This window comes from Loktanella sp. Alg231-35 (assembly GCF_900143545.1).
Classification (GTDB): Bacteria; Pseudomonadota; Alphaproteobacteria; order Rhodobacterales; family Rhodobacteraceae; genus Yoonia.
On record NZ_FREV01000001.1, the window covers coordinates 540,142 to 563,873 of the forward strand.

Here is a 23,732-nt window from a genome sequence, read left to right on the forward strand (position 1 = left end):
TCGGCTTGCGTCCAGCTGCGCGCTTCAACATCCTAGGCGCCATGAACGAGACAGATTCCACCCTTGCAGGAAAGCTGCTGATCGCGATGCCGGACATGTCCGACCCGCGCTTTGCCAATACTGTGATCTATATGTGCGCCCACTCTGAAGAGGGGGGCATGGGATTGATCGTGAACAAGCCGCAAAAGGACGTCAGCTTTCAAAAACTGCTTGAGCAGATGGATATTCCAACCGGCCCCGGTCTGCGCGAGATTGACGTGCATTACGGCGGCCCGGTGGATCATCAGCGAGGCTTTGTCCTGCACTCGAGTGACTATGCGTCCGAGGGTGGCACGCTTGACGTGGACGACACGTTTCGCATGACTGCCACATTGCAGGTACTTGAGGACATCGCGAAAGGTGTGGGCCCCGATATCTCGATGCTGGCGCTTGGCTATGCTGGATGGGGGCCGGGTCAGTTGGAATATGAGATCAGCCAAAATGGCTGGCTGACCTGCCCGGCCAGTGATCAGATCGTCTTTGGTAACGATAATGATGGCAAATGGTCGGCGGCGCTCAAGCTGATGGGGATCGATCCGCTGTTGTTGTCATCGACGGCGGGGCGCGCATAGGCCAAATCCTCGCAGAGGATTTGTGTTCAAACTTCCCAAGAAAGTTTGCCGCCTCAGGACGGGGTATCGATCAAAGCCTGCAAGATGGCCAAGGCACTGTCGCTTGACCAATCGGCTTCGCCGCTCATCCGGGCGATTTCCTGACCGTCCGGACCGATGATCAACGTGGCGGGCAGACCCAACACGCCGAGGCTGCGTGACAGGCTTTGCCGTTCGTCGGTGTGCAGTGGTAGATTCTCGACGCCGATTTCATCAAAGAACCGTTCCATGGCAGGACGCGGGTTACGACCCGTCGCCACCGTCACGACCTGCAATGCCTCGCCGCCCATTTCCGCCTGCAATGCCGACAGATGAGGCATTTCTTTGCGGCAGGGCGCGCACCATGTGGCCCAGAAGTTCAGCACGATGTACTGCCCGTCATAGGCGGCGAGCGTCATCTCTGAACCGTCCTCATGCAGAAACGGCGCATCCGACCCGTCCCAGGGTTCCGCATGGAATATCAATTTGCGCATATCGCCCTGCCGCAGGCTTTCCAGCGCTGCGGTGTCGGCCACGGCTGTATTTGCAAGACCCATAAGGGCCGTATAAAGCAGGGCTGATATTAACTTTCGCACGGGCGACTTCCTTTATGACAAAATCCGCAAACACAATGTGGGGCGGGCGTTTTGCCGCCGGACCAGACGCGATTATGGAGGCGATCAATGCCTCAATCGGGTATGACCGACGCCTTGCGCCGCAGGACATCGCAGGTTCACGTGCCCATGCCGCCATGTTGGCTACCACGGGCATCATTACAGATACCGATGCAAAGGCGATCCGGGAAGGCCTGCTCACAGTCTTGTCAGAGATTGAAACCGGGGAATTCCCGTTTTCGACCGCGTTGGAAGACATTCACATGAATGTTGAGGCGCGGTTGCGCGATCTGATTGGAGAGCCCGCGGGGCGTTTGCATACAGCACGGTCTCGGAACGATCAGGTGGCTGTCGATTTCCGGCTTTGGGTGCGGGATCAGTGCGATCAGGCTGATGAAGCGCTTAGCGCGCTCTGTGGGGCGCTTCTCGCGCAGGCCGAAGCGGGTGCTGATTGGGTGATGCCAGGCTTTACCCATTTGCAGACTGCGCAGCCAGTCACTTGGGGTCATCATATGCTGGCTTATGTCGAGATGTTTTCGCGTGACAGGTCCCGGTTTGCCGATGCGCGCGCGCGGATGAATACCTCGCCGTTGGGTGCCGCTGCCCTTGCGGGGACGTCGTTCCCGATTGACCGTCAGATGACGGCAGAGGCTTTGGGTTTTGATCGCCCCATGTCCAATTCGCTGGATGCTGTGGCGGACCGTGACTTTGCGTTGGAGTTTCTGGCATCCGCCAGCATTTGCGCCATGCATCTGAGCCGGTTGGCCGAAGAGCTGGTGATCTGGTCCTCGGCCCAGTTCCGCTTTGTGAAGATGTCGGACAAGTGGTCGACCGGTTCCTCCATTATGCCGCAAAAACGAAACCCGGATGCAGCAGAGCTGATTCGTGCCAAGATTGGCCGGATTTTTGGGGCCAATGTTGCGCTGATGACCGTGATGAAGGGTCTGCCTCTGACCTATTCCAAGGACATGCAGGAAGATAAGGAACAGACCTTTGATGCTGCCGATAATCTGATGCTGGCGCTGGCCGCGATGACGGGGATGGTGTCGGATATGACCGCGCAGCGCGAAAACCTGAAAGCCGCAGCGGCAAGCGGGTTTTCGACAGCGACTGACCTGGCCGATTGGCTGGTGCGCGAACTTGGGTTACCTTTCCGGGAAGCGCATCATGTGACCGGGTCTTTGGTGGCGATGGCAGAGGGCAAGGATTGTGATTTGCCGGATCTGACGCTGGCAGAGATGCAATCGGTTCACGACGGCATCCGTGCCGATGTGTTCGATGTGCTGGGGGTTGAGAACTCGGTCGCGTCCCGCACCAGTTTTGGGGGGACGGCACCGACACAGGTCCGCGCTCAGGTGGCGCATTGGAAAGAGGTTTTGAAATGAAACGTATTGCTTTGATTTTGACGATAGCAGCATTGGCAGGATGTGGCGCTGATGGCGCGCCCTTTACGCCAAATGCCAGCCTTGGATTGAGCGTTGGTTCGGGCGGTGTCAGCACTGACGCCAGTGTTGGCGCATCCAACGGCACGGTGTCGGTCGGGGTTGGCATCTGATGCGCCCAGTGTTCTTTGCTCTAGCGATCTGGGGGGCGATCCACCCGGTGTATTATTTCATCACCTGGTTTCAGGCCGAAGGCTGGAACCTCTGGGCGATGGTGGATGCTTGGCATGTGAATGCGGCCACCAGCGGGTTGGTCTGGGATCTGACGATTGCGGCTGTGACCCTGACGATCTGGATTTTGGTCGAGGTGGCCCGTTCGCGCAATTTCCTCAGCCTGATCGCTATTCCTGCTACATTCTGCATTGGGGTCAGCTGTGGTTTGCCGCTTTACCTCGCTCTGCGCGAGCGCATTGTTTATGCCAAAGACAAGCGTCTGGTGCGCGTCTGAATCAGGGTTGGTCTTTGCCCGCGATCTGATATGTCCAAATCTGGTTTTGGACAAGGATCACAGGCTTGGATCACTTTCTTTATCGTGACGGCGCTCTTTATGCCGAGGACGTGGCCATCGCGGATATCGCGGCGGCTGTTGGCACCCCGTTTTACGTGTATTCCACTGCGACACTGAAACGCCACTTCACCCTTTTTGATGAGGCGTTGGATTGGGGCGAGCATCTTGTCTGCTTCGCAATGAAATCGCTATCCAATCAGGCCGTAATCAAGTTGTTGGGTGATGCAGGCGCGGGCATGGATGTGGTGTCAGCCGGTGAATACCTGCGTGCCAAGGCCGCCGGCGTGCCGGGCGAACGCATTGTGTTTTCCGGCGTTGGCAAGACCGCCGACGAAATGCGCATCGCGATTGAAGGGGGGATTCGCCAGTTCAACGTCGAAAGCGAGCCTGAGATGATTGTGCTGGATCAGGTCGCCCAATCGCTGGGCGCTGTGATCCCGATCACCGTTCGGGTGAACCCCGATGTGGATGCCAAGACACACGCCAAGATCGCCACGGGCAAGTCCGAGAACAAATTTGGCATCCCGATCAGCCGCGCCCGCGACGTCTATGCGTTGGCCGCCAATATGCCCGGCCTGAAGGTCATTGGCATCGACGTGCATATCGGATCTCAACTAACCGAATTGGCCCCGTTTGAAGCCGCATACAACAAGGTTGCCGAACTGACCGAGCAGCTACGTGCCGATGGGCATGAGATCAGCCGCCTTGATCTGGGCGGTGGTTTGGGGATTCCTTACGCTCGTTCCAACGAGGCGCCACCGCTACCGACGGATTATGGGGCGCTGATCCAGCGGACTGTGGGCCATCTGGGCTGCGAGATCGAAATTGAGCCGGGGCGGTTGATTTCGGGCAATGCCGGTTTGATGGTGTCCAAAGTCATCTACGTGAAATCCGGGGAGGATCGCGAATTTCTGATCCTTGATGGCGCGATGAACGATCTGATCCGCCCCGCCATGTACGAAGCATGGCACGATATTGTGCCAGTGGTAGAGTCTGCCCCCGGTGTGGCACCTGCCACATATGATATCGTTGGCCCGATATGTGAAAGCGGCGATACTTTTGCCAAGCACCGCGACATGCCTGCGGTGAAGGCCGATGATCTGGTCGCTTTCCGCTCTGCGGGGGCTTACGGCGCGGTGATGTCGTCGGAATACAACTCGCGCCCGATGATCCCAGAAGTGCTGGTTGATGGCGATCAATTTGCAGTTATCCGCCCACGCCCTACCTATGAAGAGATGATTGCACGCGATACGCTGCCACCGTGGTTAGACTAACAAAGACGCCACCGCCAAAGGGAGAGGCCCGCTGAAACCTCGGCAAGACCAGATGCGCCATTTGCGCCTGCCGGTCGCGTTTACGCGCGCTGGTATGGTGGCCGAAGAGGCTGTTCGCGCGTTTTGGCCTTTCTGGACGGTGCTGTTTGTGGTGCTCGCGCCGTTGATGATGGGCTGGCAGGACGAACTGCCGCTCGAGGTGTTCTGGGCCGCTGCTGTCATATCTGTCATTGGTTTGATTGCCACATTGGTCTGGGGTGTCCGCAAGTTTCGCGTACCCACCAAGGCCGAAGCGGTTGAACGCGTCGATGCTACGCTGCCGGGCCGTCCGATTGCCGCGGTGGCCGATGTGCAGGCCATCGGCAGTGGTGATCAGGCCTCCGAGGCTGTCTGGCAGGCCCATATGGCCCGCATGGCGGAACGCACCAAGGACGCCCGCCCGGTTGAACCGGATTTGCGGATATCGGACCGTGATCCTTATGGATTGCGCTTTATCGCGCTGTTGTTTTTTGTCACTGCATTGCTGTTTGGCTCGCTGTTCCGAGTGACTTCCGTAGGCGAGATTGTCACAGGTGGCGAACAGACCCTTGCAACAGGCCCCGTTTGGGAAGGTTGGGTCGAACCGCCGTCCTATACCGGCAAACCTGCGCTTTACCTTAATGACATTCCCGCAGGCCCGCTGCGCGTGCCAGAAGGCAGCCAAATCACATTGCGTCTTTATGGTGAGGTTGGGGCGTTGACTGTTGCCGAGACGGTCTCTGGCCGGGTTGACGACGTGGGTGCGGCTTCAGACGCCCAGCAGCAATTTGATATCACCCAATCGGGTACGCTGACGATCATAGGCGACAGCGATACCTCCTGGGAAGTGACCGCCGTTGAGGACCTGCCGCCCACCGTTGAGCTGACCGGCCCGATCGAGGCTGATGCGCTGGGCGAATTGTCCCAGCCTTTCACGGCCTATGACGATTACGGGGTTGAGTTTGGGACAGCGATCATCACGCTTGATCTGGCCACTGTTGACCGGCTGCACGGGTTGGTCATTGATCCCGATCCGATGGAACCGCTGGTTCTGGACCTGCCGATGCCATTCACCGGGGATCGCGCGGATTTCGATGAATTCCTCGTTGATGATCTGAGCAAGCACCCTTTGGCCAATCTGCCTGTGATCATGCAGTTCGAAGTCTCGGATGCCGCCGAACAAACCGGCAGCTCGCTGGCTGAACCGATGATCTTGCCTGGTCGTCGTTTTTTTCAGCCCTTCGCCCGTGCGATTGTCGAGCAACGCCGCGATCTGCTTTGGTCCAAGGCCAATGCGCGCCGTGTGAACCAGATATTGCGCGCAGTTTCGCATCGCCCTGAGGGGCTGTTTTCGAACGAGACGACATATCTGCGGTTGCGTGCAATCATCCGCCGTCTTGATAACATGGCTGAGTTTGGCATGACCGATGAAGGGCAAGCCGAAGTGGCCGAGGCGTTATGGGAACTCGCCATCCAACTGGAAGACGGCCGTCTGGCCGACGCGCGAGAGCGCTTGCGCCGCGCGCAAGAACGGCTGTCAGAGGCGATGCGCAATGGTGCTTCTGATGAAGAGATTGCTGAATTGATGCAGGAACTGCGTGAGGCGACTGACGACTACCTGCGCATGCTGGCCGAAGAGATGGAGCCCAACGACGGTACCGATCAGGCGGACAGTGGTGAGCAGGGCGAAACCATGTCGATGGACGAGCTGCAGGCGCTTATGGATCGCATCCAGGAACTGATGGAAGAAGGCCGTATGGCCGAGGCGCAAGAGCTGATGGAACAGCTTAACCAGATGATGGAGAACATGCAGGTCACTCAAGGTGAAGGCGGCGATGGCCCCCGAACACCGGGTGAACAATCAATGCAGGATCTTGCCGACACGCTGCGCGATCAAGAAGAGCTGTCGGATGACAGTTTCAGTGACCTGCAAGAACAATTCAATCCCAGCGATCAAGGCCAGCAGCAGCAACAGCCCGGCCAACAGGGCCAGCAAGGCCAAGAGCAGGGGCAGCAGGGCGAAGGACAGCGTTCTGGTGAGCGGCGAGGCCAAGGCCAGCAGGGCCAGAATGGCGGTCAGGAAAACCAAGGTGGCGAGCAGGGCCGCGGCCAAAGTGTGGGCCGTGACGGGCAAAGCGGTGAACAGCGCGGTGACGGTGCAGGTGGCGAAGGTGACCCGCGCAGCCTGGCGGACCGACAACGCGCCCTGCGCGAAGAACTGGAGCGCCAGCGTGATGGGTTGCCCAGTCTGGATGACGAAGCAGGTGAAATCGCCCGCCGCTCGCTAGAGCGTGCTGAGGATGCCATGGAAGGTGCCGAGGAGGCATTGCGCAACGATGATCTGGCCGAAGCCATTGATCGTCAGGCCGAGGCCATGGATGCGCTGCGCAACGGCATGCGCGAACTGGGGCAAGCGCTGGCCGAAAACCAGAATGCTGAACCGGGGCAGGGATCAGAGCAGGGTGAGGCCTCGGGCCGTCCGATCCCCGGTCAACGCGACCCACTGGGCCGCGAGATGGGCAATACTGGCCAACTTGGCACCGATCAGGAATTGCTGGGCCGCGAAGAGATCAACCGCCGCGCCGAAGAACTGCTGGGCGAAATCCGCCGCCGCTCAGCCGAGCAGAACCGCCCCGAAGTTGAACGGGACTACCTGCGCCGGTTGCTTGATCAGTTTTAGGATCCTGAACCTAGCCTGACGTAAAGCCTGCGATCATGTCCTGAATATTGCCAACCTGCACTTCCAGCCAGACCCGCAGTTGATCCACGGTCAGCACATAAGACGCCATGATCGGCTGTGTTTGGGGCAGGTTTTCGGTGATCTGTTCGGCAAAGACATAAGGCAGGATCAGAATAGCAATCAGGATGAGTACCCAGAAAAAGCCACGGCGAAAGCCCTGTCTGTGCTGCGCCTCTTCCTTTTCGTTGGCGGTCAGCCCAGAGGTGTCATTTGCCTCGGCGCGCGCGCGCAGGGCTGCGTTGATCTCGTTAATGTCCGGCACGGTGCGCAGATTTGCGGCTGCGCCAGCGGCTTCGGCAGCTACGGCCCCATCAGCGCCGGAGGGTGTGCCGCCTTCTTGTTGGGTCATTGAGGCGATGCGCTGGCGGGTCTGATCCGCGTCGACCTTTTCAGTGCGGGCGGGTGCGGGTTCTTCTTTGGTGGTGGCGGCAGGGCCTTTGCCATCGCGTGCCGCTTCTTGGCGCAGGATGTCTGCAACCGCACTATCAAGCGGCTTGCGCTCTGATGTTGCGGCGTCCGTGGGCGCGCCCGCTTCGACGGACTTGCCTTCAGACTTCGGAGCTGGTGTCAGCAGGCCAGAGGGGGTCTCGGGCGGTGGCACCACGGCCTTGTCGGTCTGGAACCAAGTCTTGGTGCAACTGGAGCATTGCACATCACGCCCGCCCTGCGGGATCACATCATCCGCAACGTCATACTCTGCGCTGCAGTTGGGGCAAATCAGCCTCATCTTACATATCCTTCTGCCCGGCCATTTTGGTCGTTTGTTTTTTGCCGCCGCCTGCAATCTAGCAATGACTTGGCCAAACGCCAAGGATTTGCGCGCGTGCGGGGTGTCGGACATTGAAACCTGTTGCAGATTTGGGCAGAAGGACATGTGTAGGCAAGGGAAAACGCCGTGATTGAACTCGACAACGTTTCATATGGGTATGGCGACACAACACTTTTTTCCCAATTATCCCTGACACTTGCGCCGGGGTCCTTCCATTTTCTGACTGGGCCCTCGGGGGCGGGGAAAACGACGTTGCTGCGCCTGTGCTACGCTGATTTGCGCGCATCGGCAGGCAAAGTACGGCTTTTTGGGCAGGATGCCGCTGTCCTAGATCGCGATGCCGTGGCGATGGCCCGCCGACGTATCGGCGTGGTTCATCAGGATTGCCAGTTCCTTGATCACCTGAACATCGCCGAGAACATAGCGCTGCCCCTGACCGTGTCGGATCGCGCCAATGAGGCCGCAGGCAACCTGCAAGAATTGCTTGATTGGGTTGGGCTTGCGCCGCAGTCAGGGCAACGCCCGCCAGAGCTTTCGGGGGGGGAGCGTCAGCGCGCGGCCCTTGCCCGTGCCGTTATTGTTTCGCCCGAGGTGATCATCGCCGATGAACCCACCGGCAACGTCGATTGGGAGATGTCGCAGCGCCTGCTGAGCCTTCTGGTCGAGCTAAACAAGATGGGCAAGACGATCCTGATTGCGACACATGATCTGGCGATGATCCGGTCGATGAAATCAGACGTCAGCGCGCGGGTTCTGCGCCTGAAAGATGGTCAACTGACCCAAGCCGGAGCAGAGCTATGAAGGGCATGCTGGAACTGATCGTCGGTGATCCGCAAGCTGATCGCGCCGTGCCGCCCACTGGGCTAACTGCGCGGCTGACCGTTTTTGTGGCGGGTGTCATGGCGTTTCTGGCGGTTTTTGCGCTGGCGATTTCGCTGACCACGGGCAGGCAGGCCGCCATCTGGGCAGATGAACTGGCACAGTCGGCCACGCTCAGGTTGCCGGCGGACCCAGAAATGGCGGATGATCTGTTGCTTTCGGCTGTGGAAGTGCTCGAAACGACGCCTGGCGTGGCGCGCGTACGTGTTTTGTCGTCGGACGAACAACAGGCGTTGCTAGAGCCATGGTTTGGCCCTGACTTGCCGTTGGACAGCCTACCTGTCCCGCAATTGGTTGAGGTTGTGGCCGATGATGATGGCTACGATATTGATGGGCTGCGCGCGCGGCTGACGGCGCAGGTGCCGGGTGCTGTGCTGGATGATCACACGGCCTGGCGTGAACCGTTGGTGGCAGCTGCCAGCCGTGTCCGGCTGATTGGCTGGGCTGTGATAGTTCTGATTGGCGCGACAATAGCGGCGATGATCACGCTGGCCGCGCAAGCCTCGCTTGCGGCAAATCAGCAGGTGATCCGGGTTTTGCGCCTTGTGGGCGCAAAGGATGTCTACATCGCCCGCGCTTTCGTGCGCCGCTACACGTTACGTGCTGGTTTGGGGGCCATAGTGGGGACGGTTATTGGGGTGGCCGGCGTTCAGCTTTTGCCCAGCGACGATCAGGTTGGCAGCATCCTGATGGGTGTGGGCTTTGACGGGGCTGCGTGGTTGTGGCCGATCCTGATCCCGCTTCTGTCCGCCGTCGTGGCCTTTTTGGCCACCCGCGCTGCTGCCTTTCGTACACTGAAAGAAATGACATGAGCTATGCAATCCAATGGGTCAGGTCGCTGATCTTTAACGCGCAGATGTATGTGGCGCTCCTGGTGGTTGGTGTGATCTACACGATACCGGCAATCATCTCGGCCAATGGGGCCGTTGCAGGGTGCCATGCCTATTGCCGCTATATTCGTTGGTCGGCAGGATGGATGATCGGCCTCAAATCGGAAATCCGGGGCGAGCCGCCCACGGATGAGGTGATGGTAGCCCCCAAACACCAGTCGTTCCTTGATGTGCTGTTGATCTATGGCGCCATTCCGCGCGGCAAGTTCATCTTCAAGGCGATCCTGAAATATGCCCCCATCGTTGGGCAATTTGGCCTTCGCATCGGCTGTATCCCAGTGGACCGTGGCAAACGTGGCCAGGCCATCAAAAAGATGATTGCCGATGTTGAGGCAGGTCGCGCGCACGCAGGACAGTTGATCATCTATCCGCAAGGTACCCGTATCGCACCGGGGGTTAAGGCCCCGTATAAGGTGGGCACCGGAGTGCTTTACCGTGAATTGGGCCAGCCTGTTGTGCCTGTGGCCACGAACGTTGGTGTTTTCTGGCCCAAGCGTGGCGTGTATCGCAAACCCGGTACGGCTGTGTTTGAATTCCTGCCAAGGATCGAACCGGGCCTGGAGGTTGACGATTTCATGGCAAAGCTTGAAACAGAGATTGAAACCGCCTGTGACCGGCTAAACAAAGAGGCCGGGTTTGATGGCTAACCACATTGTCCACGATATTGCCGCTTTAGAGGCGCTTTATGGACAACCCGGTGAGGCTTCGCTGATCAAAGTGGCCGATCAACTAACCCCGCTTTATGCCAAATGGATCATGGCTTCGCGGTTGTGCGTGGTGTCAACGGTTGGGCCAGAAGGCACCGATGGCAGTCCGCGCGGCGATGATGGCCCCGTGGTGCAGGTGCCGGATGCCAAGACGTTGTTGCTGCCTGATTGGCGTGGCAATAACCGCATTGATACCCTGCGCAATATTGTGGCCGACGGGCGCATCAGCCTGATGTTTGTAGTGCCGGGATCAAACAACGTCATCCGGGTGAACGGTCAGGCTGTGGTGTCGCTTGATCCGGCCCTTCTGGACCGTTTCGACCAAAAAGGTCGCCAGCCCCGCAGCGTGATCGTGATCACGATCAAAGAGGTTTACAGCCAATGCGCCCGTGCATTGATGCGTGCCGGAACATGGTCTGCAGGTGATGAAAGCGGTGATCTGCCAACCATTGGTGAGATGCTTGCCGAGCAAAAAGACGGCTTTGACGGTGCCGAATATGATGCTGCATGGGGCACGCGTGCCGCCAAGACGATGTGGTAGCTACCGTAGCCTCAAATTACTGCTGCGCCCCAGCCCGTAACGCAGGCACCATGCGATCATCGCAAGGCTGATCACTAGCCAGAGAACACCCCACATCATGGTGGTTCCGCCGAATTCTTCTGCCAACATCCGCGCGTCCGACCGCAGACCAGATCGCGCCAGCGTGTCGCTGAAGATGTCATAGGGCACGTAGATCATGCTGCTCAGCCCCATCACCCGCAACGCCATATCGTTGACGCCATGGCTAAAGTATCGCGCCAGCACGAGCATCCCAACACCCGCAGCAATCGTAAAGCTGAGCGCAAAGCCGCTGCGGATGTAAAGCCCGGCAATCACCAGCATCACCACACCGCAACCCGCCATAATCGTGCGATCCGCCTTTGTGCGTGTGGCAGCCATCAGCAGGCCGATCCCGATCAAGAGTGACCCAAGATAGCCAGCGGTCAGTGTGATGAAACGATTGCCACCCCGGCTCCAGACCGAGCCGCCTTGGTCTGGGGTGATGTTGAGACTGACAACCTCGCCACCGGTCAGAACTGTAGCAATGGCATGGGCGGCTTCATGAAAGAACACGATGAGGATCTTGAGTGGGGTCACAGCAGATGTCTGCCACAAGGCAAACACCAAAGCGGTGAGCAGCAAAAGCTGCCAATGTCCCTTGATCAGTGCCAAACTCAGGCAGCGAGGCCCTTTGAGCCCAGATCAAGATACTTGCGCCGCCGATCCGCGCGCAGTTTTTCACCGGATAGGTTGCGCAATTCATTTAACATTGAAACCAGTGCCTCGCCGACGGCATCGATGGCGACCTTAGGATTACGATGCGCGCCGCCTTCGGGCTCTGCAATGATCCGGTCGCAAACGCCGATCTCGTGCAGATCCTTGGAGGTCAGGCGCAGCGCCTCGGCGGATTCGCGCATTTTCTCGGCGTCTTTCCACAGGATCGAGGCGCAGCCTTCGGGGCTGATCACTGAATAGATCGAATGATCGAGCATCGCCACGCGATTAGCCGTCGCAAAGGCCACAGCCCCGCCAGAGCCGCCTTCGCCGATCACAACACTGATCAGGGGCACGCCGAGTTCCAGACATTTTTCGGTTGACCGCGCGATCGCTTCGGATTGGCCGCGTTCTTCGGCGCCTTTGCCGGGATATGCGCCGGGGGTGTCGACCAGCGTGATCACGGGCAGGCCAAAACGGTTGGCCAGCTCCATCAAGCGGATCGCCTTGCGGTATCCTTCGGGGCGGGCCATGCCAAAATTACGCTCAATCCGGGATTTCGTATCATTGCCCTTTTCATGGCCAATCACCATCACAGGGGTGCCGTCGAGCCGTGCAATCCCGCCCATAACAGCGTGATCATCGGCAAAGTTCCGGTCACCGGCCAGCGGCGTGTATTCCGTGAACAGCGCGTCAATGTAATCTTGGCAATGGGGGCGCTCTGGGTGGCGGGCCACTTGGCATTTGCGCCATGGGGTCAGGTCAGCATAAAGCGATTTGAGAAGGTCAGCGGCCTTTTTGTCCAGCGCACTGGCCTCTTTTTCCACGTCCATCTCAGGGTTGTCGCGGGCCATTGCACGAAGCTCTTCGGCTTTGCCTTCGATTTCGGCAAGCGGTTTTTCGAAGTCGAGGTATTGGGTCATGAACATGCGGCCTTCTGCGATATCACTTTGATATATGGGGTATGGCCCAGAAAATGGCAACGGCGGGCCGTGCCATAAAAATGCCGTTTACAATCGGCAGATAGTTGGCAGAATTTCAACAAACGTCACAACATCAGGAAATTAGACATGCGTATTCTCAGTCTCATTGCGGCAACTACTCTTGGTCTGACAGGCCCAGCATTTGCCCAATCTATCGACTTTGGTGATGACAGCGGACAATGGTCCAATGACGGCGAATGTGATGATCCGCGCTTTGAAGGGCCGGGGATGACAACGACGCCGCTTTTGGATGCGGATATTCGGGCAGATGCAACCGACTGCCGGACAGCATATGAAGCGGGCCGATTGGCGCTACGCGGCGAAGCCCCGTTGGAGATTGAACGCGATCCGGTCTTTGGTGACGACACCAACGAATGGGCCAATGATGGCGAATGTGATGACCGTCGCTTTTATGGCGCAGGCATGGCATCCGATCTTGCGATCTCGGGCATTGGCACAGATGCCGCCGATTGCCGAAGCGCGTTGGAGTCTGGTCTGGTGGCGTTCTGGGACATGACAGCCGCCATTCAGGCCACGCAATGCGATGCCGTCAACTTTGGCGACGACAGCGGTGAATATGCTTATGATGGCGAATGCGATGATCCGCGCTTTGAAGGCATGGGGTCAGCCTCTGTCGTCTCAACCAACAGCTTTGGCACGGACGCAACCGATTGCAGCAGGCTCTGCGGCTATGGGGCGATTGCCCTACGCGACTACTAAAATTTGGCGTCAGCCCGAGATCATCTCGGACTGGCGCACAATCACCTCGGCCTGTTTGATCGAGGCGATATCAACAAGACGCCCCTTATAGACCGTCGCCCCTTCGCCCCGCGCCTTGGCGTCTTCCATGGCGGCAAGGATTTCGCGGGCTTCGGCGACGGCTTCGTCTGATGGCGTGAACACCTCATTGGCCAGGGCAATCTGCTTGGGGTGGATCGCCCATTTGCCGACCATTCCCAATGTGGCCGAACGGCGCGCCTGCGCGCGATAGCCTTCATCATCACTGAAATCGCCAAATGGCCCATCCACGGGTAGCACCCCATGGGTCCGGCACGCTGCAACAATCGCCGTCTGCGCCCAATGCCACGGATCGGAATAATGCCGCGCTTCGCCGTGTAGCATGTAGTAGTTTTCTTGCGTGCCCCCGATGCCCGTCGTTTGCATGCCCATGGAGGCTGCAAAATCAGCGGCACCCAGGCTCATCGCGGCCATGCGTGGTGAACTGGCGGCAATTTCTTCGACATGGGCGATGCCGGCCGCAGATTCGATGATCACCTCAAAGCTAATCGGCTTGGTCCGACCTTTGGCTGTTTCGATTGCCGTCACAAGCGCATCAACCGCATAGACATCCGCCGCACAACCCACCTTGGGGATCATGATCTGATCAATGCGGTCACCTGCCTGCTCCAACACGTCGACGACGTCCTTGTACCAATACGGCGTGTCGAGGCCGTTGATCCGCACGGACAGGTATTTTGTATTCCAATCCACATCGTTGATGGCTTGTATGACATTGGCGCGCGCGGTGTACTTGTCGGAAGGCGACACGCTGTCTTCGAGGTCAAGGTTGATGACATCCGCCGCACTTGCCGCCATCTTTTCAAACAGCTTGGTGTTGGAGCCGGGGCCAAAAAGCTGGCAACGGTTCGGACGGGCAGGGGGTGTGGGTTGCAGGCGGAATGACATGGGTGATCCTTAACGTATCAATATTGCGTCACGAGTTGTGCAACGGGTAGATTATTGCGCGACAGTGAGCAAGTCGATTTTGCAGATGCAGCATACCTGTCTTTGCGGCAAGATTACTATCGGCAGATGTGCTTGATGGCTTGCCCATCTCTCAATGTGAAGATTTCGACACAACTGGTGTCCGCTTGCCCGACAGTCCGATACCCCAGATCAAGGCTTCTGATCATTTCCCGCGGTGAGATGAATTTATCATCATTCAGGTCCATGTAGGCGACGGGGAAGTCATGCCAGAAAATCAGGCCCGCCAGCGCCAGAAGTAACCCAACGATCGTCAGGATTGCGACTTTCAAAAACCAGCGCATCTATTCTGGAACCTCATGACAGAACAGGCTGATTTTGGCAGTGTTCCCAATCCAAAGGGTCTACACCTCCGCGTCAACTATTGCTTTGGCCAGCACTGGCACAGTCTGTGCGTTCAGCCCTGCAATGTTCATCCGGCTGTCACCGACCATATAGATGCCGTGATCGCCGCGCAGCTTTTCAACCTTCTCGGGCGTGGTGCCCAGACGGCTGAACATGCCGCGATGAGTGCTGAGAAAATCAAAGCGGTCGCTATTGGTCAGGCGCTTGAGCTCATCCGCCAATTGTTGGCGCAAGGCCAGCATACCGTTACGGGTTTCTTCCAGCTCTGCCTCCCAATCTGCGCGCAGATCAGGGTCTTGCAGGATGGTTGTGACAACCCGCGCGCCGTGATCGGGTGGGAAAGAGTAGTTCTGACGGTTCAGGAACGCCAGATTTTGCTGCGCCAACGCCTGCTGATCGGCGTCCTTGCAAACCGCCATCAGAACGCCGGTGCGTTCGCGGTAAATGCCAAAATTCTTGGAACAGCTTGCCGCGATCAGGCAGTTCTCAAAGCTGCTGGCGATTTGGCGGGTTGCCTTGGCGTCTTCGGCCAACCCGTCTCCAAAGCCTTGATAGGCAATGTCGATGAAAGGCACAGCGCCTTTGTTTTGCATCACGCCGATGATCTGCGCCATTTGTTCATAAGTCAGGTTGGCACCGGTCGGGTTGTGGCAGCAGCCGTGCAGCAGAACGATGTCACCAGGGGCCACCTTTTCCAAATCGGCCATCAGCCCTGCAAAATCGACACCGCGCGTTTCGCTGTCAAAATAGCGGTATTCGGACATCTTCATGCCCAGATATTTGATGATCGATGGATGGTTCGGCCATGTCGGATTGGACAGCCAGACGGTGGCCGTGGGTGCGGCCAACCGGATCAGTTCCAGCGCCTGACGGATGGCACCCGTCCCACCGGGAGTAGCAACAGCCGCAACGCGCTCGTCTCGCACACTGTCGCCCAGCACAAGGTCCTTCATGACCGCGCCAAAGGCGGGATCACCAGCCAACCCGGTATAAGCCTTTGTGGATTGATCGGCGAGGATGCGTCGCTCTGCCTCTTTCACCGCACGCATAACCGGCGTGTTGCCTGTAGCATCTTTGTAGACACCAACACCAAGATCAACCTTGTCGCTGCGCGTGTCGGCCTTGTACTTGGCCATCAGGGCAAGGATCTTGTCAGCGGGTTGCGCAGTGAGGTTCTCAAGCATTTGTCAGGCTCCGGTAGCGATTGGTAGGTCGGCGAACATGCCCCATTCGGACCATGAGCCGTCATAGAGCGCATGGTCGGTTTTCCCGATCCGTTCAAGGGCCAAAGATAGAATTGCTGCTGTCACACCGGACCCGCAGGTCGTGATGACGGGTTTGCGCAGATCGACGCCTGCATCAACGAAAACGGTGCGCAGCGCGGTGGGCGCCTTCATCGTGCCGTCGGCATTCAGCAGATCCCTGAAAAAGACGTTCTGCGATCCCGGAATATGCCCCGAGCGCATGCCTTCTCGTGGCTCTTCGGCCTCTCCGCGAAAACGCGCGGCGGGGCGCGCATCAATGATGGCGTGATCTTGCAGTTTGGCGGCCCGCGCGACCTCGGTCACGTCGCGAACGCGGTGCATCTCGGGCTTCATCGTCATGTGTCGGTCGCGGATTGTGGGGGCCGTTTTCGTTGTGCGATGCCCGTCTGCCAGCCACTTGGGCAGACCGCCATCTAGCACAGCCACATTATGCTGCCCCATGAGTTTGAAAAGCCACCATACCCGCGCGGCGGAAAACAAGCCCAGCCCGTCATAGACCACGACCTGATGCCCGTCGCCGACGCCGAGCGCGCGCATGCGAGACATAAATTTCTCGACCGGTGGAGCCATATGTGGCAGCTCAGAGCGGGCGTCGCTAATTTCATCAATATCAAAGAACCGCGCACCAGGGATATGGCCAGCGGCGTATTCTGCCTTGGGATTACGGCCCATGTCGGGCAGATACCAAGAGGCATCAAAGATACGCAGATCAGGGTCCTTGAGGTGCGCTGCCAGCCAGTCCGCGCTGACCAGCGTTTTGGGATCATCAGGTTGACTAACAGACATCGCGCGGCCTCTCTTGGCAATCGCGCCAGACGTAACGGCTGAGGGCATCCATGACAAGGGACCGCCTTAGAAATCACGTACATGAGGCGCAGTTATCCTGCGATAACGGTACCGCAGAATGGCAACGCCGCGCGCCATCACTGGCGCACGGCGTTTACCTAAATTGGTTTGGTCTGGCTTACTTGGCCATCATGTTCTTGACGACGCCAACAACAGCCAGCGCGACGCCACCGCCGACACCGCCACCGGCAACCTGAGTCAGGATGCTGCCGATATCAAGGCCGCCGCCGCCCGCGCCACCCATGACAGCACCGAGGATCTGGCCGCCAAGGCCACCGCCCACGATCCCTGCAATCGAGTTGCCCAAAGTGCCCAGCGACAGGTTCTTCATCACGCCACCTGCGACGTTCCCGCCAACGGCCCCCGAGATGAGCTGAATGATAAGTTGTTCCATGGTTGTCCCTTCGTTGCGGGCCCATTTCTTTTGAAAGCGCACCAGCCGGGCCCGGACCGTGCAGTAATAAAGTGAATGCCCGCGTCCTACGGCACAAGCATCAATTGTATTTTTGTGACGATTGGCGGGTTTGAGCAAAGGGGAAACGGAGGGCAGTTGTCCCCGTCGCGAGGTGGTGGGGGTGTTGCTTTGGCCTTTGTATTGTTGGCCGTGCAGCCTTTGCTGCTGTTGGAGCACTGGCTGGGAATAGCGAACTGGCGAATTCCGCCAGACTGCGGCCAACCTGCCGCACCCCGCTTACTCTCCGTGCCGCAGCAACCGTTGCTTTTGCCGGCCCCAATCTCGTTTGGCCTCGGTTGCGCGTTTGTCGTGGTTTTTCTTGCCTTTGGCCGTGGCGATCTTCAACTTCACCAAGCCGCGGTCGTTGAAATACATCACGAGGGGCACCAGCGTCATACCTTCGCGTTTGGTGGCATTCCACAGCCGCGCAACCTCGCGTTTGCTGGCCAGCAGCTTGCGCTTGCGTCGTTCTTCATGGGTGAACATTGCCTGCTCATATGGTGCGATATAGGCGTTGGTCAGCCACAATTCGCCGTCGTCCACAGAGGCATAGCTGTCGGCGATATTGGATTGGCCGGTGCGCAGTGACTTTACCTCGGACCCCATCAGGATGATCCCGACCTCAAGATCTTCTTCGATGGCATAGTCATAGCGCGCGCGCCGGTTTTCGGCGACGACTTTGTAGTTTTTGTTTTCCGGTTTCTTGGCCATAGTTGGCATCAGATAGGCGAGAAGGGCCCGGGGGGCAAGGTTGCCCCGGAGCAGGAGAAGAGATGTTCGTACAAATCCTGATAGGCACAGCGCTGTTGATTGCGTCCGTCATGATCGCCGGGATCAGTTTTTGGTTTTTTGAATGGCGCCTGACGGTGGTCGGTCCCTGGCTGACCCGTGCGCCGCACCGGCCCAAGCTGATGCTCGTGCTTTGTGCCACGGCCATTTGGGTGCTGTTGCAGATGACAATCGCGGTTTGGCTTTGGGCGCTGACGTTTTTGGGGTTGGGTATTTTCGGATCCGTGGAAGAATCGATCTATTTTGCGCTCGTTGCGTTTACCACCCTTGGGTTTGGTGACATCCTGTTGCCCATGGAGTGGCGCTTGTTGGGGGGAATGGCTGCGTTGAACGGTCTGTTGAATATCGGGTTGATGACAGCCGCGATGGTCGAGACGCTGCGCCAATTGCGTTTGCAACAGCGGGCAGCGGTCGCCCAAGACACATGACCGTTCCCGTTCTGAATAACCGCGCCGCCCGCCATTTGTTTCTGGCCAAACATGGGTTAGCTGATCGTCCCTCGGGCCCCGGTAAGGGCCCTGATCTGGAGGCCGTGATCGGCAATCTGGGATTTGTGCAACTTGACAGTGTAAATACCTTTGCCCGCGCCCATGATCTGATCCTGTGGTCCCGCCGCCAGCAGTTTCGCCCAAAAGCGTTGCAACATCTGCTGCACCGCGACCGTCAGCTGTTTGAGCATTGGACCCACGATGCCGCCACCATCCCGATTAAGAGCTTCGCCCATTGGCGCTTGCGCTTTGCCCGCGATGCCACCCGGATGGAGCAGCGCTGGAAGGAATGGCGTCGCGGTGATTTCATGGCCAAGATTGATGATGTATTGCGCCATATCTCTGACAATGGGTGTTGCACCTCGGGTGATGTGGGCACGGACGAAAGCCGCGGATCGGGTGGCTGGTGGGATTGGCATCCCTCCAAGACCGCGTTGGAGTATCTGTGGCGCTCTGGCCAGTTGTCAGTGGTCCGGCGCGATGGGTTCACGAAGGTCTATGATTTGACCGAGCGCGTCATTCCGGCCGAACATCTGAACCGCCGCCATCAAGAAGTAGACACGATTGAATGGTGCTGTGCTGGGGCCATGGATCGTCTGGGATTTGCCACCAGCGGTGAGTTGGCTGCGTTTTGGGATCATGTGACCCCAGCCGAGGCCAAGGCTTGGTGCCAGGCTGCATTGGCCGAGGGCCGCATAGTCGAGATTGACGTGGAGGGCTTTGATGGCAAGCTCCGCCGCTCTTTTGCTTGGCCTGATGCCATGGATTTGCCCGTCCCAGCGCCCACGCCGCGCGTGCGCATTCTGTCGCCCTTTGATCCTGCTTTGCGGGATCGCAAACGGGCGGAGCGCTTGTTTGGGTTCCACTACAGGATCGAGATATTCGTGCCTGCGCCGAAGCGCAAATATGGCTACTATGTCTTTCCCGTGATGGAGGGCGACCGTCTGATCGGGCGGATCGATATGAAGCGGGACGGTGATGTGCTTGCCGTTCGGGCCTTCTGGCCGGAAGCGGGTGTGCGGATGGGCGAGGGGCGGATGAAGGCGCTTGCGAATGAGTTGGAACGCGCGGCGGCTTTTGGTGGATGTGAGCAGATTGACTATGCGGAATCGTGGGTGCGTTAGAACCGGCGGTTAGGTTTTCGAGATAATGAAACGCTGTGTCCGGCGGGCAATGTCGTAACTGGCTGAAACCTTGCCGAATTGCGCAATTGCTTCGGATTGCTCTGCAAAGTTCTTGTCGCGGATGTCCAGAACAACCGCGCCCCCCGCGTTCAACGTCTTCGAAAAATAAGTGCTGTATGTCGAAACCGGGTAGTGGAAACCGCAGCTGAGCAAGCTGATCGCGAGATCGACATTGGCTGTACCCATCACGTCCGTATTGTTTGGATTTACCAACGATATCTTGTCGGCAGAGACACCATTGGCCACCAGAAACGCCTTAGCCTTGCGCAGGTTGGAATAACCCGCGCCCTGTTGCTGAAATCCAAAATCCCGAACTTCGCTTTCCTCGATATCGATCAGTGTCAAATCCGCATCAAAGTCACGGCTGATGAACAGATCCACAAAGGCGTAGCCACAGCCGATATCGGCAACTGACTTGATGCCATCTTTGGGAAGATGCGCCTTGAGCGCTAGATATTCGATGTAGGCTATCGCGATGGCTCGCTTGACCAGATCATATCCCTTTTGATCGATGACAGTTTCAAGTGGCGTGCTGTCGCCATCCGTCCAACGCCGGATCAGGCGACCACCGCGTGGCACATCGAAAAGAACCTGAGAACGCTGCAACACCACATTCAGGATGTCAGCGTCGTCAAACATGCCGACGTCAAGGGACGTGATGACATCAGAGTTGATCAGATCCTGCAGGACGTCGATATCCATATATCACCTTCTGTCGCCAGGATGGTCGGGCTGGTGAAGATGCGCGCCGCCTTGCTGGCGCGCATCCTGTTCACTACTCAGTTCAGCAAACCCGCATGCACCATGGCACTGCGCAGCTTTTCTTTCGTTTCATCCGTCAGCTCGGTCAATGGTGAGCGCACTTCATCGCTGCACAGCCCCAGCAGTGACATGCCGTATTTCGCACCGACCAGGCCCGGCTCTGTGAACACTGCCTCGTGCAGTGGCATCAGCCGGTCCAATTGTGTCAGCGCCTTGGCATAGTCGCCCGCCAATGTGCTTTCCTGAAATTCAGCAATCAGCTTGGGTGCGATGTTGGCCGTGACCGAAATACACCCGTGGCCGCCATGTGCGTTATAACCCAGCGCGGTCGCGTCTTCGCCAGATAGTTGGATAAAGTCAGGCCCGCAGCGCATCCGTTGCGCAGGGACCCGTGACAGGTCGGCGGTGGCGTCTTTGACGCCCACGATCATCTCATGCTTGGCCAGTTCCGCCATTGTGTCGGGCGTCATGTCGATGACCGACCGAGGTGGAATGTTGTAGATGATGATCGGCAATCCGCAATCGGCGGCGGCAGTGAAATGCGCGATTAGCCCACGTTGCGTTGGCTTGTTGTAATAGGGCGTGACCACCAGCGCCGCATCCGCGCCCGCCGCCTTGGCTGCTTTGACCAGTCGCACAGTCTCAGCCGTGTTGTTCGACCCGGCACCGGCGATCACGGGGATGCGCCCGGCTGCCTCATTGACGACCGTTTCGACCACCAGATCGTGTTCTTCATGGGTCAGCGTCGGGCTTTCACCGGTTGTACCGACTGGCACCAGCCCGTGGCTGCCTTGATCGACATGCCAGTTCACAAGTTTTTTCAGCGCGTCCACGTCAACTTTGCCGTCGCGAAACGGCGTGACGAGGGCGGGGAGAGATCCCTTAAACATGGCACGCTTCCTTCTTGTGATTGGCCGGGATTGGCCACTTAAAATCGCGCGGACACTAGGCTGCGCGCGCCCTTTCGACAAGCCCCAGATGCACGGCTTTCTGCCGATTGTCAGGTTTGTGAGTTGTGATTGCGCGCGGCCCGGCTACCTTGGGTGTGCAGGCAATTGGCAAGGTAAGTGACATGCGCATTCCAATGATCATAGCGATGATTGCAGCAATGGGCCTGCCGGCGCAGGCGCAAACCGTGCCGCCAGAGGCTGTGGCCGCGATTGCCGCTGCGGACGAAGACTGGGACATCGGCTATGCTTTGGCCCGCGATGCAGGGCCGGTGACAATCGATGCCATCACTTGGCTGCGTTTGCGTGCGGGAGACGCAACCTTTGCCGAATACCGCGAGTTTATTACACAGAAAGCAGGTTGGCCGGGGATCCGCCGTTTGCGCGCCGAAGCAGAGCTGGTCATCGATGAAGGTCATGATCCGGCGCAGGTGATCGCCTTTTTCGCAGAAGACGCCCCGCAAACCGGTGAAGGTGCCGTGCGTCTAGCGGAGGCGCTGATTGCTTCAGATCAAGAGGACGAAGCCCGCGCCGCCTTGCGCGCCGCGTGGATCAATCTGCGCCTGAGCGAGGATGGGCATGAGGTGATGGTCGCCAGCTTTGGCGATCTTTTGCAGCCGTTCCACCGCGCCCGCGTGGATGCGTTAATGTGGCGGTCGCGCCGTGCAGAGGCTGAACGGATGCTGCCTCTACTGGATGAGGGTCAAAAGGCGTTTACTACCGCACGGATCGGTTATGCATCGGGCACCCGCAATATGCGCCCTTTATATGACGCTGTTCCCGCTGCGCTGCGTGCGGACCCCGGTTTTGCCTATGATCGCTATTCCTGGTTGGCGTCGCGCGGGGAATGGACTGATGCGGTTGAGATGCTCATGGACCGATCTACCAGTCGCGCCGCTTTAGGTGAACCTCTGCGTTGGTCGGGCTATCGCCGCATTCTGGCGCGTTGGGAAATGCGCGAGGGGCGCGCGCAGCAGGCCTATGATTTGGCGTCGCGCCACTATTTGTCAGAGGGGTCGAGCTATGCAGATCTGGAGTGGTTGTCGGGTTACATCGCCCTGACATACTTGGGTGACCCGGAGCTTGCCCGCGGGCATTTTGAGAATGGCTTGCGTGTTTCCACTGGTCCAATCTCGGTCAGCCGGATGCAGTATTGGATTGGTCGCGCGCAGTCCGTTTTGGGAGAAACCGATGCTGCCGCCGCAGCCTACGCCGCTGCCGCCGAGCATCAGACGGCGTTTTATGGGTTGTTGGCGTCAGAGCAGACCGGGCGACCGTTGGCCCCCACCCTGTCAGGCTCTGCCATTGCGTGGCGCGACGCGCCGGTCTTTGACGACGAGATTGTCAAAGCCGCCCTGACCTTGCTGGCTGGTGGCGAGCGTGGGGCGGCGTTTACGTTCTTTGCCGCACTTGGCCAGAGCTTGGATGCCGAGGGTTTGACCGCATTGGGTGCGTATCTTAGCGAGATTGACGAGCATCGCTATACGTTGCTTTTGGGAAAGGCCGCTGTCACGCGGGGTATTTTGATCCCCGAAATTTACTTTCCCATTCATGATCTGGCAGAGATGGACCTGCCCGCGGCCCCGGCGTTGTCTTTGTCCATTGCTCGCCGCGAAAGTGAGTTCAATGAAAGTATCGGTAGTCCCGTCGGCGCGCTGGGCTTGATGCAGCTCATGCCAGCGACAGCGCAAGAGGTGTCAGAGGGGCTTGGGTTGCCGTATTCGCGCGGGCGCCTGACCTCTGATTGGCAATACAATGCGACCTTGGGCGCGCAATATCTGGATTTTTTGACCCAAGAGTTTGGCCCGACGCCCGTTATGATAGCCGCCGGTTACAACGCTGGGCCAAGCCGCCCCATCCGCTGGATCGATGAACGAGGTGACCCGCGCCTGCGCGAGATGGATGTGGTGGATTGGATCGAACATATCCCGTTTCGCGAAACACGGAACTACGTGATGCGGGTGACGGAAAGCATTCCCATCTATGAGGCCCGCTTGACCGGGCAAACCGGCCCTGTGCGCTTTACCGCTTTGTTGGAGGGGCGCAAGCCGTTGATCCGCCCGGTTGCGCGGCCAGCGCCGGATGTGGCGATGGCGACGTCGTCGGCCCCGTCGATGGAGGTTTTGACCGAAACACCGGATGTGCGCCCTGTGGCCAGGCCGGGAGGTTAGGTGCCCGAC

General features: G+C 58.5%; 26 protein-coding genes. 14 read left to right on the plus strand and 12 right to left on the minus strand.

Annotated features, from left to right (window positions below; all coding sequences use genetic code 11):
- The first annotated feature begins 41 nt into the window (after positions 1 to 41).
- The gene (locus DHN10_RS02745; RefSeq protein WP_108813909.1) at positions 42 to 611 is read left to right on the plus strand and encodes a YqgE/AlgH family protein; all 570 of its coding nucleotides are present in this window, start codon (positions 42 to 44) and stop codon (positions 609 to 611) included.
- 53 nt (positions 612 to 664) lie between these two features.
- On the opposite strand, the gene DHN10_RS02750 is transcribed toward DHN10_RS02745, so the two are convergent.
- Positions 665 to 1,225 (minus strand): TlpA family protein disulfide reductase, encoded by a 561-nt coding sequence (locus tag DHN10_RS02750; protein ID WP_108813702.1) that lies wholly within the window; start codon positions 1,223 to 1,225, stop codon positions 665 to 667.
- Between the two features lie 14 nt (positions 1,226 to 1,239).
- Between DHN10_RS02750 and argH the strand changes: the two genes are divergently transcribed.
- From argH to DHN10_RS02770, 5 genes are all read left to right on the plus strand, one after another.
- A complete protein-coding gene (gene argH / locus DHN10_RS02755; RefSeq protein WP_108813703.1) occupies positions 1,240 to 2,628 on the plus strand; it encodes an argininosuccinate lyase in 1,389 nt (462 codons plus the stop codon).
- Positions 2,625 to 2,798, plus strand: a complete 174-nt coding sequence (locus tag DHN10_RS19840; RefSeq protein WP_199910619.1) for a hypothetical protein — start codon at positions 2,625 to 2,627, stop codon at positions 2,796 to 2,798. Before argH ends, DHN10_RS19840 begins: the two co-directional genes overlap by 4 nt.
- Positions 2,798 to 3,133 carry a DUF2834 domain-containing protein gene (locus tag DHN10_RS02760; protein ID WP_108813704.1) on the plus strand — a complete coding sequence of 112 codons (336 nt, stop codon included), beginning with the start codon at positions 2,798 to 2,800 and terminating at the stop codon, positions 3,131 to 3,133. Before DHN10_RS19840 ends, DHN10_RS02760 begins: the two co-directional genes overlap by 1 nt.
- Positions 3,134 to 3,198: 65 nt before the next feature.
- The gene (gene lysA, locus DHN10_RS02765; RefSeq protein ID WP_108813705.1) at positions 3,199 to 4,467 is read left to right on the plus strand and encodes a diaminopimelate decarboxylase; all 1,269 of its coding nucleotides are present in this window, start codon (positions 3,199 to 3,201) and stop codon (positions 4,465 to 4,467) included.
- 52 nt (positions 4,468 to 4,519) lie between these two features.
- Positions 4,520 to 7,165 carry a DUF4175 domain-containing protein gene (locus tag DHN10_RS02770; protein WP_108813706.1) on the plus strand — a complete coding sequence of 882 codons (2,646 nt, stop codon included), beginning with the start codon at positions 4,520 to 4,522 and terminating at the stop codon, positions 7,163 to 7,165.
- A 10-nt stretch (positions 7,166 to 7,175) separates the two neighbouring features.
- Here DHN10_RS02770 and DHN10_RS02775 read toward each other — a convergent pair whose 3' ends face one another.
- A complete protein-coding gene (locus DHN10_RS02775) occupies positions 7,176 to 7,952 on the minus strand; it encodes a zinc-ribbon domain-containing protein (RefSeq protein WP_234416961.1) in 777 nt (258 codons plus the stop codon).
- Positions 7,953 to 8,120: 168 nt separating this feature from the next.
- On the opposite strand from DHN10_RS02775, the gene DHN10_RS02780 reads away from it, so the two are divergent.
- Genes DHN10_RS02780 through DHN10_RS02795 form a run of 4 tightly spaced genes read left to right on the plus strand, consistent with a single transcriptional unit; the run spans position 8,121 to position 11,011 of the window.
- The gene (locus tag DHN10_RS02780; RefSeq protein ID WP_108813707.1) at positions 8,121 to 8,795 is read left to right on the plus strand and encodes a cell division ATP-binding protein FtsE; all 675 of its coding nucleotides are present in this window, start codon (positions 8,121 to 8,123) and stop codon (positions 8,793 to 8,795) included.
- Entirely contained in the window at positions 8,792 to 9,685 is an 894-nt protein-coding gene (locus DHN10_RS02785; protein WP_108813708.1) for a cell division protein FtsX, read from the plus strand. Before DHN10_RS02780 ends, DHN10_RS02785 begins: the two co-directional genes overlap by 4 nt.
- A complete protein-coding gene (locus DHN10_RS02790; RefSeq protein WP_108813709.1) occupies positions 9,682 to 10,410 on the plus strand; it encodes a lysophospholipid acyltransferase family protein in 729 nt (242 codons plus the stop codon). Before DHN10_RS02785 ends, DHN10_RS02790 begins: the two co-directional genes overlap by 4 nt.
- On the plus strand, positions 10,403 to 11,011 hold the full coding sequence (locus DHN10_RS02795) for a pyridoxamine 5'-phosphate oxidase family protein (protein ID WP_108813710.1): 609 nt from the start codon (positions 10,403 to 10,405) through the stop codon (positions 11,009 to 11,011). The genes DHN10_RS02790 and DHN10_RS02795 overlap by 8 nt, the downstream gene beginning before the upstream one ends.
- On the opposite strand, the gene DHN10_RS02800 is transcribed toward DHN10_RS02795, so the two are convergent.
- Entirely contained in the window at positions 11,012 to 11,683 is a 672-nt protein-coding gene (locus tag DHN10_RS02800) for a M50 family metallopeptidase (protein WP_108813711.1), read from the minus strand.
- Between the two features lie 2 nt (positions 11,684 to 11,685).
- Positions 11,686 to 12,648, minus strand: coding sequence for an acetyl-CoA carboxylase carboxyltransferase subunit alpha (locus DHN10_RS02805; RefSeq protein WP_108813911.1), 963 nt, complete (start codon positions 12,646 to 12,648; stop codon positions 11,686 to 11,688).
- 147 nt (positions 12,649 to 12,795) lie between these two features.
- On the opposite strand from DHN10_RS02805, the gene DHN10_RS02810 reads away from it, so the two are divergent.
- Positions 12,796 to 13,428, plus strand: coding sequence for a hypothetical protein (locus tag DHN10_RS02810; RefSeq protein WP_234416963.1), 633 nt, complete (start codon positions 12,796 to 12,798; stop codon positions 13,426 to 13,428).
- Positions 13,429 to 13,437: 9 nt separating this feature from the next.
- Here DHN10_RS02810 and DHN10_RS02815 read toward each other — a convergent pair whose 3' ends face one another.
- The 6 genes from DHN10_RS02815 to smpB form a co-directional block, all read right to left on the minus strand.
- Complete coding sequence (locus DHN10_RS02815) at positions 13,438 to 14,394, minus strand: L-malyl-CoA/beta-methylmalyl-CoA lyase (protein ID WP_108813712.1); 957 nt, start codon at positions 14,392 to 14,394, stop codon at positions 13,438 to 13,440.
- A gap of 116 nt (positions 14,395 to 14,510) precedes the next feature.
- The gene (locus tag DHN10_RS02820) at positions 14,511 to 14,756 is read right to left on the minus strand and encodes a hypothetical protein (RefSeq protein ID WP_108813713.1); all 246 of its coding nucleotides are present in this window, start codon (positions 14,754 to 14,756) and stop codon (positions 14,511 to 14,513) included.
- Between the two features lie 60 nt (positions 14,757 to 14,816).
- Positions 14,817 to 16,001 (minus strand): amino acid aminotransferase, encoded by a 1,185-nt coding sequence (locus tag DHN10_RS02825; protein ID WP_108813714.1) that lies wholly within the window; start codon positions 15,999 to 16,001, stop codon positions 14,817 to 14,819.
- Positions 16,002 to 16,004: 3 nt separating this feature from the next.
- Positions 16,005 to 16,868, minus strand: coding sequence for a 3-mercaptopyruvate sulfurtransferase (gene sseA, locus DHN10_RS02830; RefSeq protein ID WP_108813715.1), 864 nt, complete (start codon positions 16,866 to 16,868; stop codon positions 16,005 to 16,007).
- Between the two features lie 178 nt (positions 16,869 to 17,046).
- Complete coding sequence (locus tag DHN10_RS02835; RefSeq protein ID WP_108813716.1) at positions 17,047 to 17,322, minus strand: hypothetical protein; 276 nt, start codon at positions 17,320 to 17,322, stop codon at positions 17,047 to 17,049.
- 297 nt (positions 17,323 to 17,619) lie between these two features.
- Positions 17,620 to 18,093, minus strand: a complete 474-nt coding sequence (gene smpB / locus DHN10_RS02840) for an SsrA-binding protein SmpB (RefSeq protein WP_108813717.1) — start codon at positions 18,091 to 18,093, stop codon at positions 17,620 to 17,622.
- Positions 18,094 to 18,155: 62 nt separating this feature from the next.
- Between smpB and DHN10_RS02845 the strand changes: the two genes are divergently transcribed.
- Both DHN10_RS02845 and DHN10_RS02850 read left to right on the plus strand, forming a co-directional pair.
- On the plus strand, positions 18,156 to 18,599 hold the full coding sequence (locus DHN10_RS02845) for an ion channel (RefSeq protein WP_108813718.1): 444 nt from the start codon (positions 18,156 to 18,158) through the stop codon (positions 18,597 to 18,599).
- Positions 18,596 to 19,783 carry a winged helix-turn-helix domain-containing protein gene (locus tag DHN10_RS02850; RefSeq protein WP_108813719.1) on the plus strand — a complete coding sequence of 396 codons (1,188 nt, stop codon included), beginning with the start codon at positions 18,596 to 18,598 and terminating at the stop codon, positions 19,781 to 19,783. Before DHN10_RS02845 ends, DHN10_RS02850 begins: the two co-directional genes overlap by 4 nt.
- Positions 19,784 to 19,792: 9 nt before the next feature.
- On the opposite strand, the gene DHN10_RS02855 is transcribed toward DHN10_RS02850, so the two are convergent.
- Together DHN10_RS02855 and dapA are read right to left on the minus strand one after the other, a co-directional pair.
- Positions 19,793 to 20,545, minus strand: a complete 753-nt coding sequence (locus DHN10_RS02855) for a hypothetical protein (protein WP_108813720.1) — start codon at positions 20,543 to 20,545, stop codon at positions 19,793 to 19,795.
- Positions 20,546 to 20,622: 77 nt separating this feature from the next.
- Complete coding sequence (gene dapA, locus DHN10_RS02860; RefSeq protein WP_108813721.1) at positions 20,623 to 21,495, minus strand: 4-hydroxy-tetrahydrodipicolinate synthase; 873 nt, start codon at positions 21,493 to 21,495, stop codon at positions 20,623 to 20,625.
- 182 nt (positions 21,496 to 21,677) lie between these two features.
- On the opposite strand from dapA, the gene DHN10_RS02870 reads away from it, so the two are divergent.
- Complete coding sequence (locus tag DHN10_RS02870; RefSeq protein WP_108813723.1) at positions 21,678 to 23,723, plus strand: lytic transglycosylase domain-containing protein; 2,046 nt, start codon at positions 21,678 to 21,680, stop codon at positions 23,721 to 23,723.
- The last annotated feature ends 9 nt before the right edge of the window (positions 23,724 to 23,732 follow it).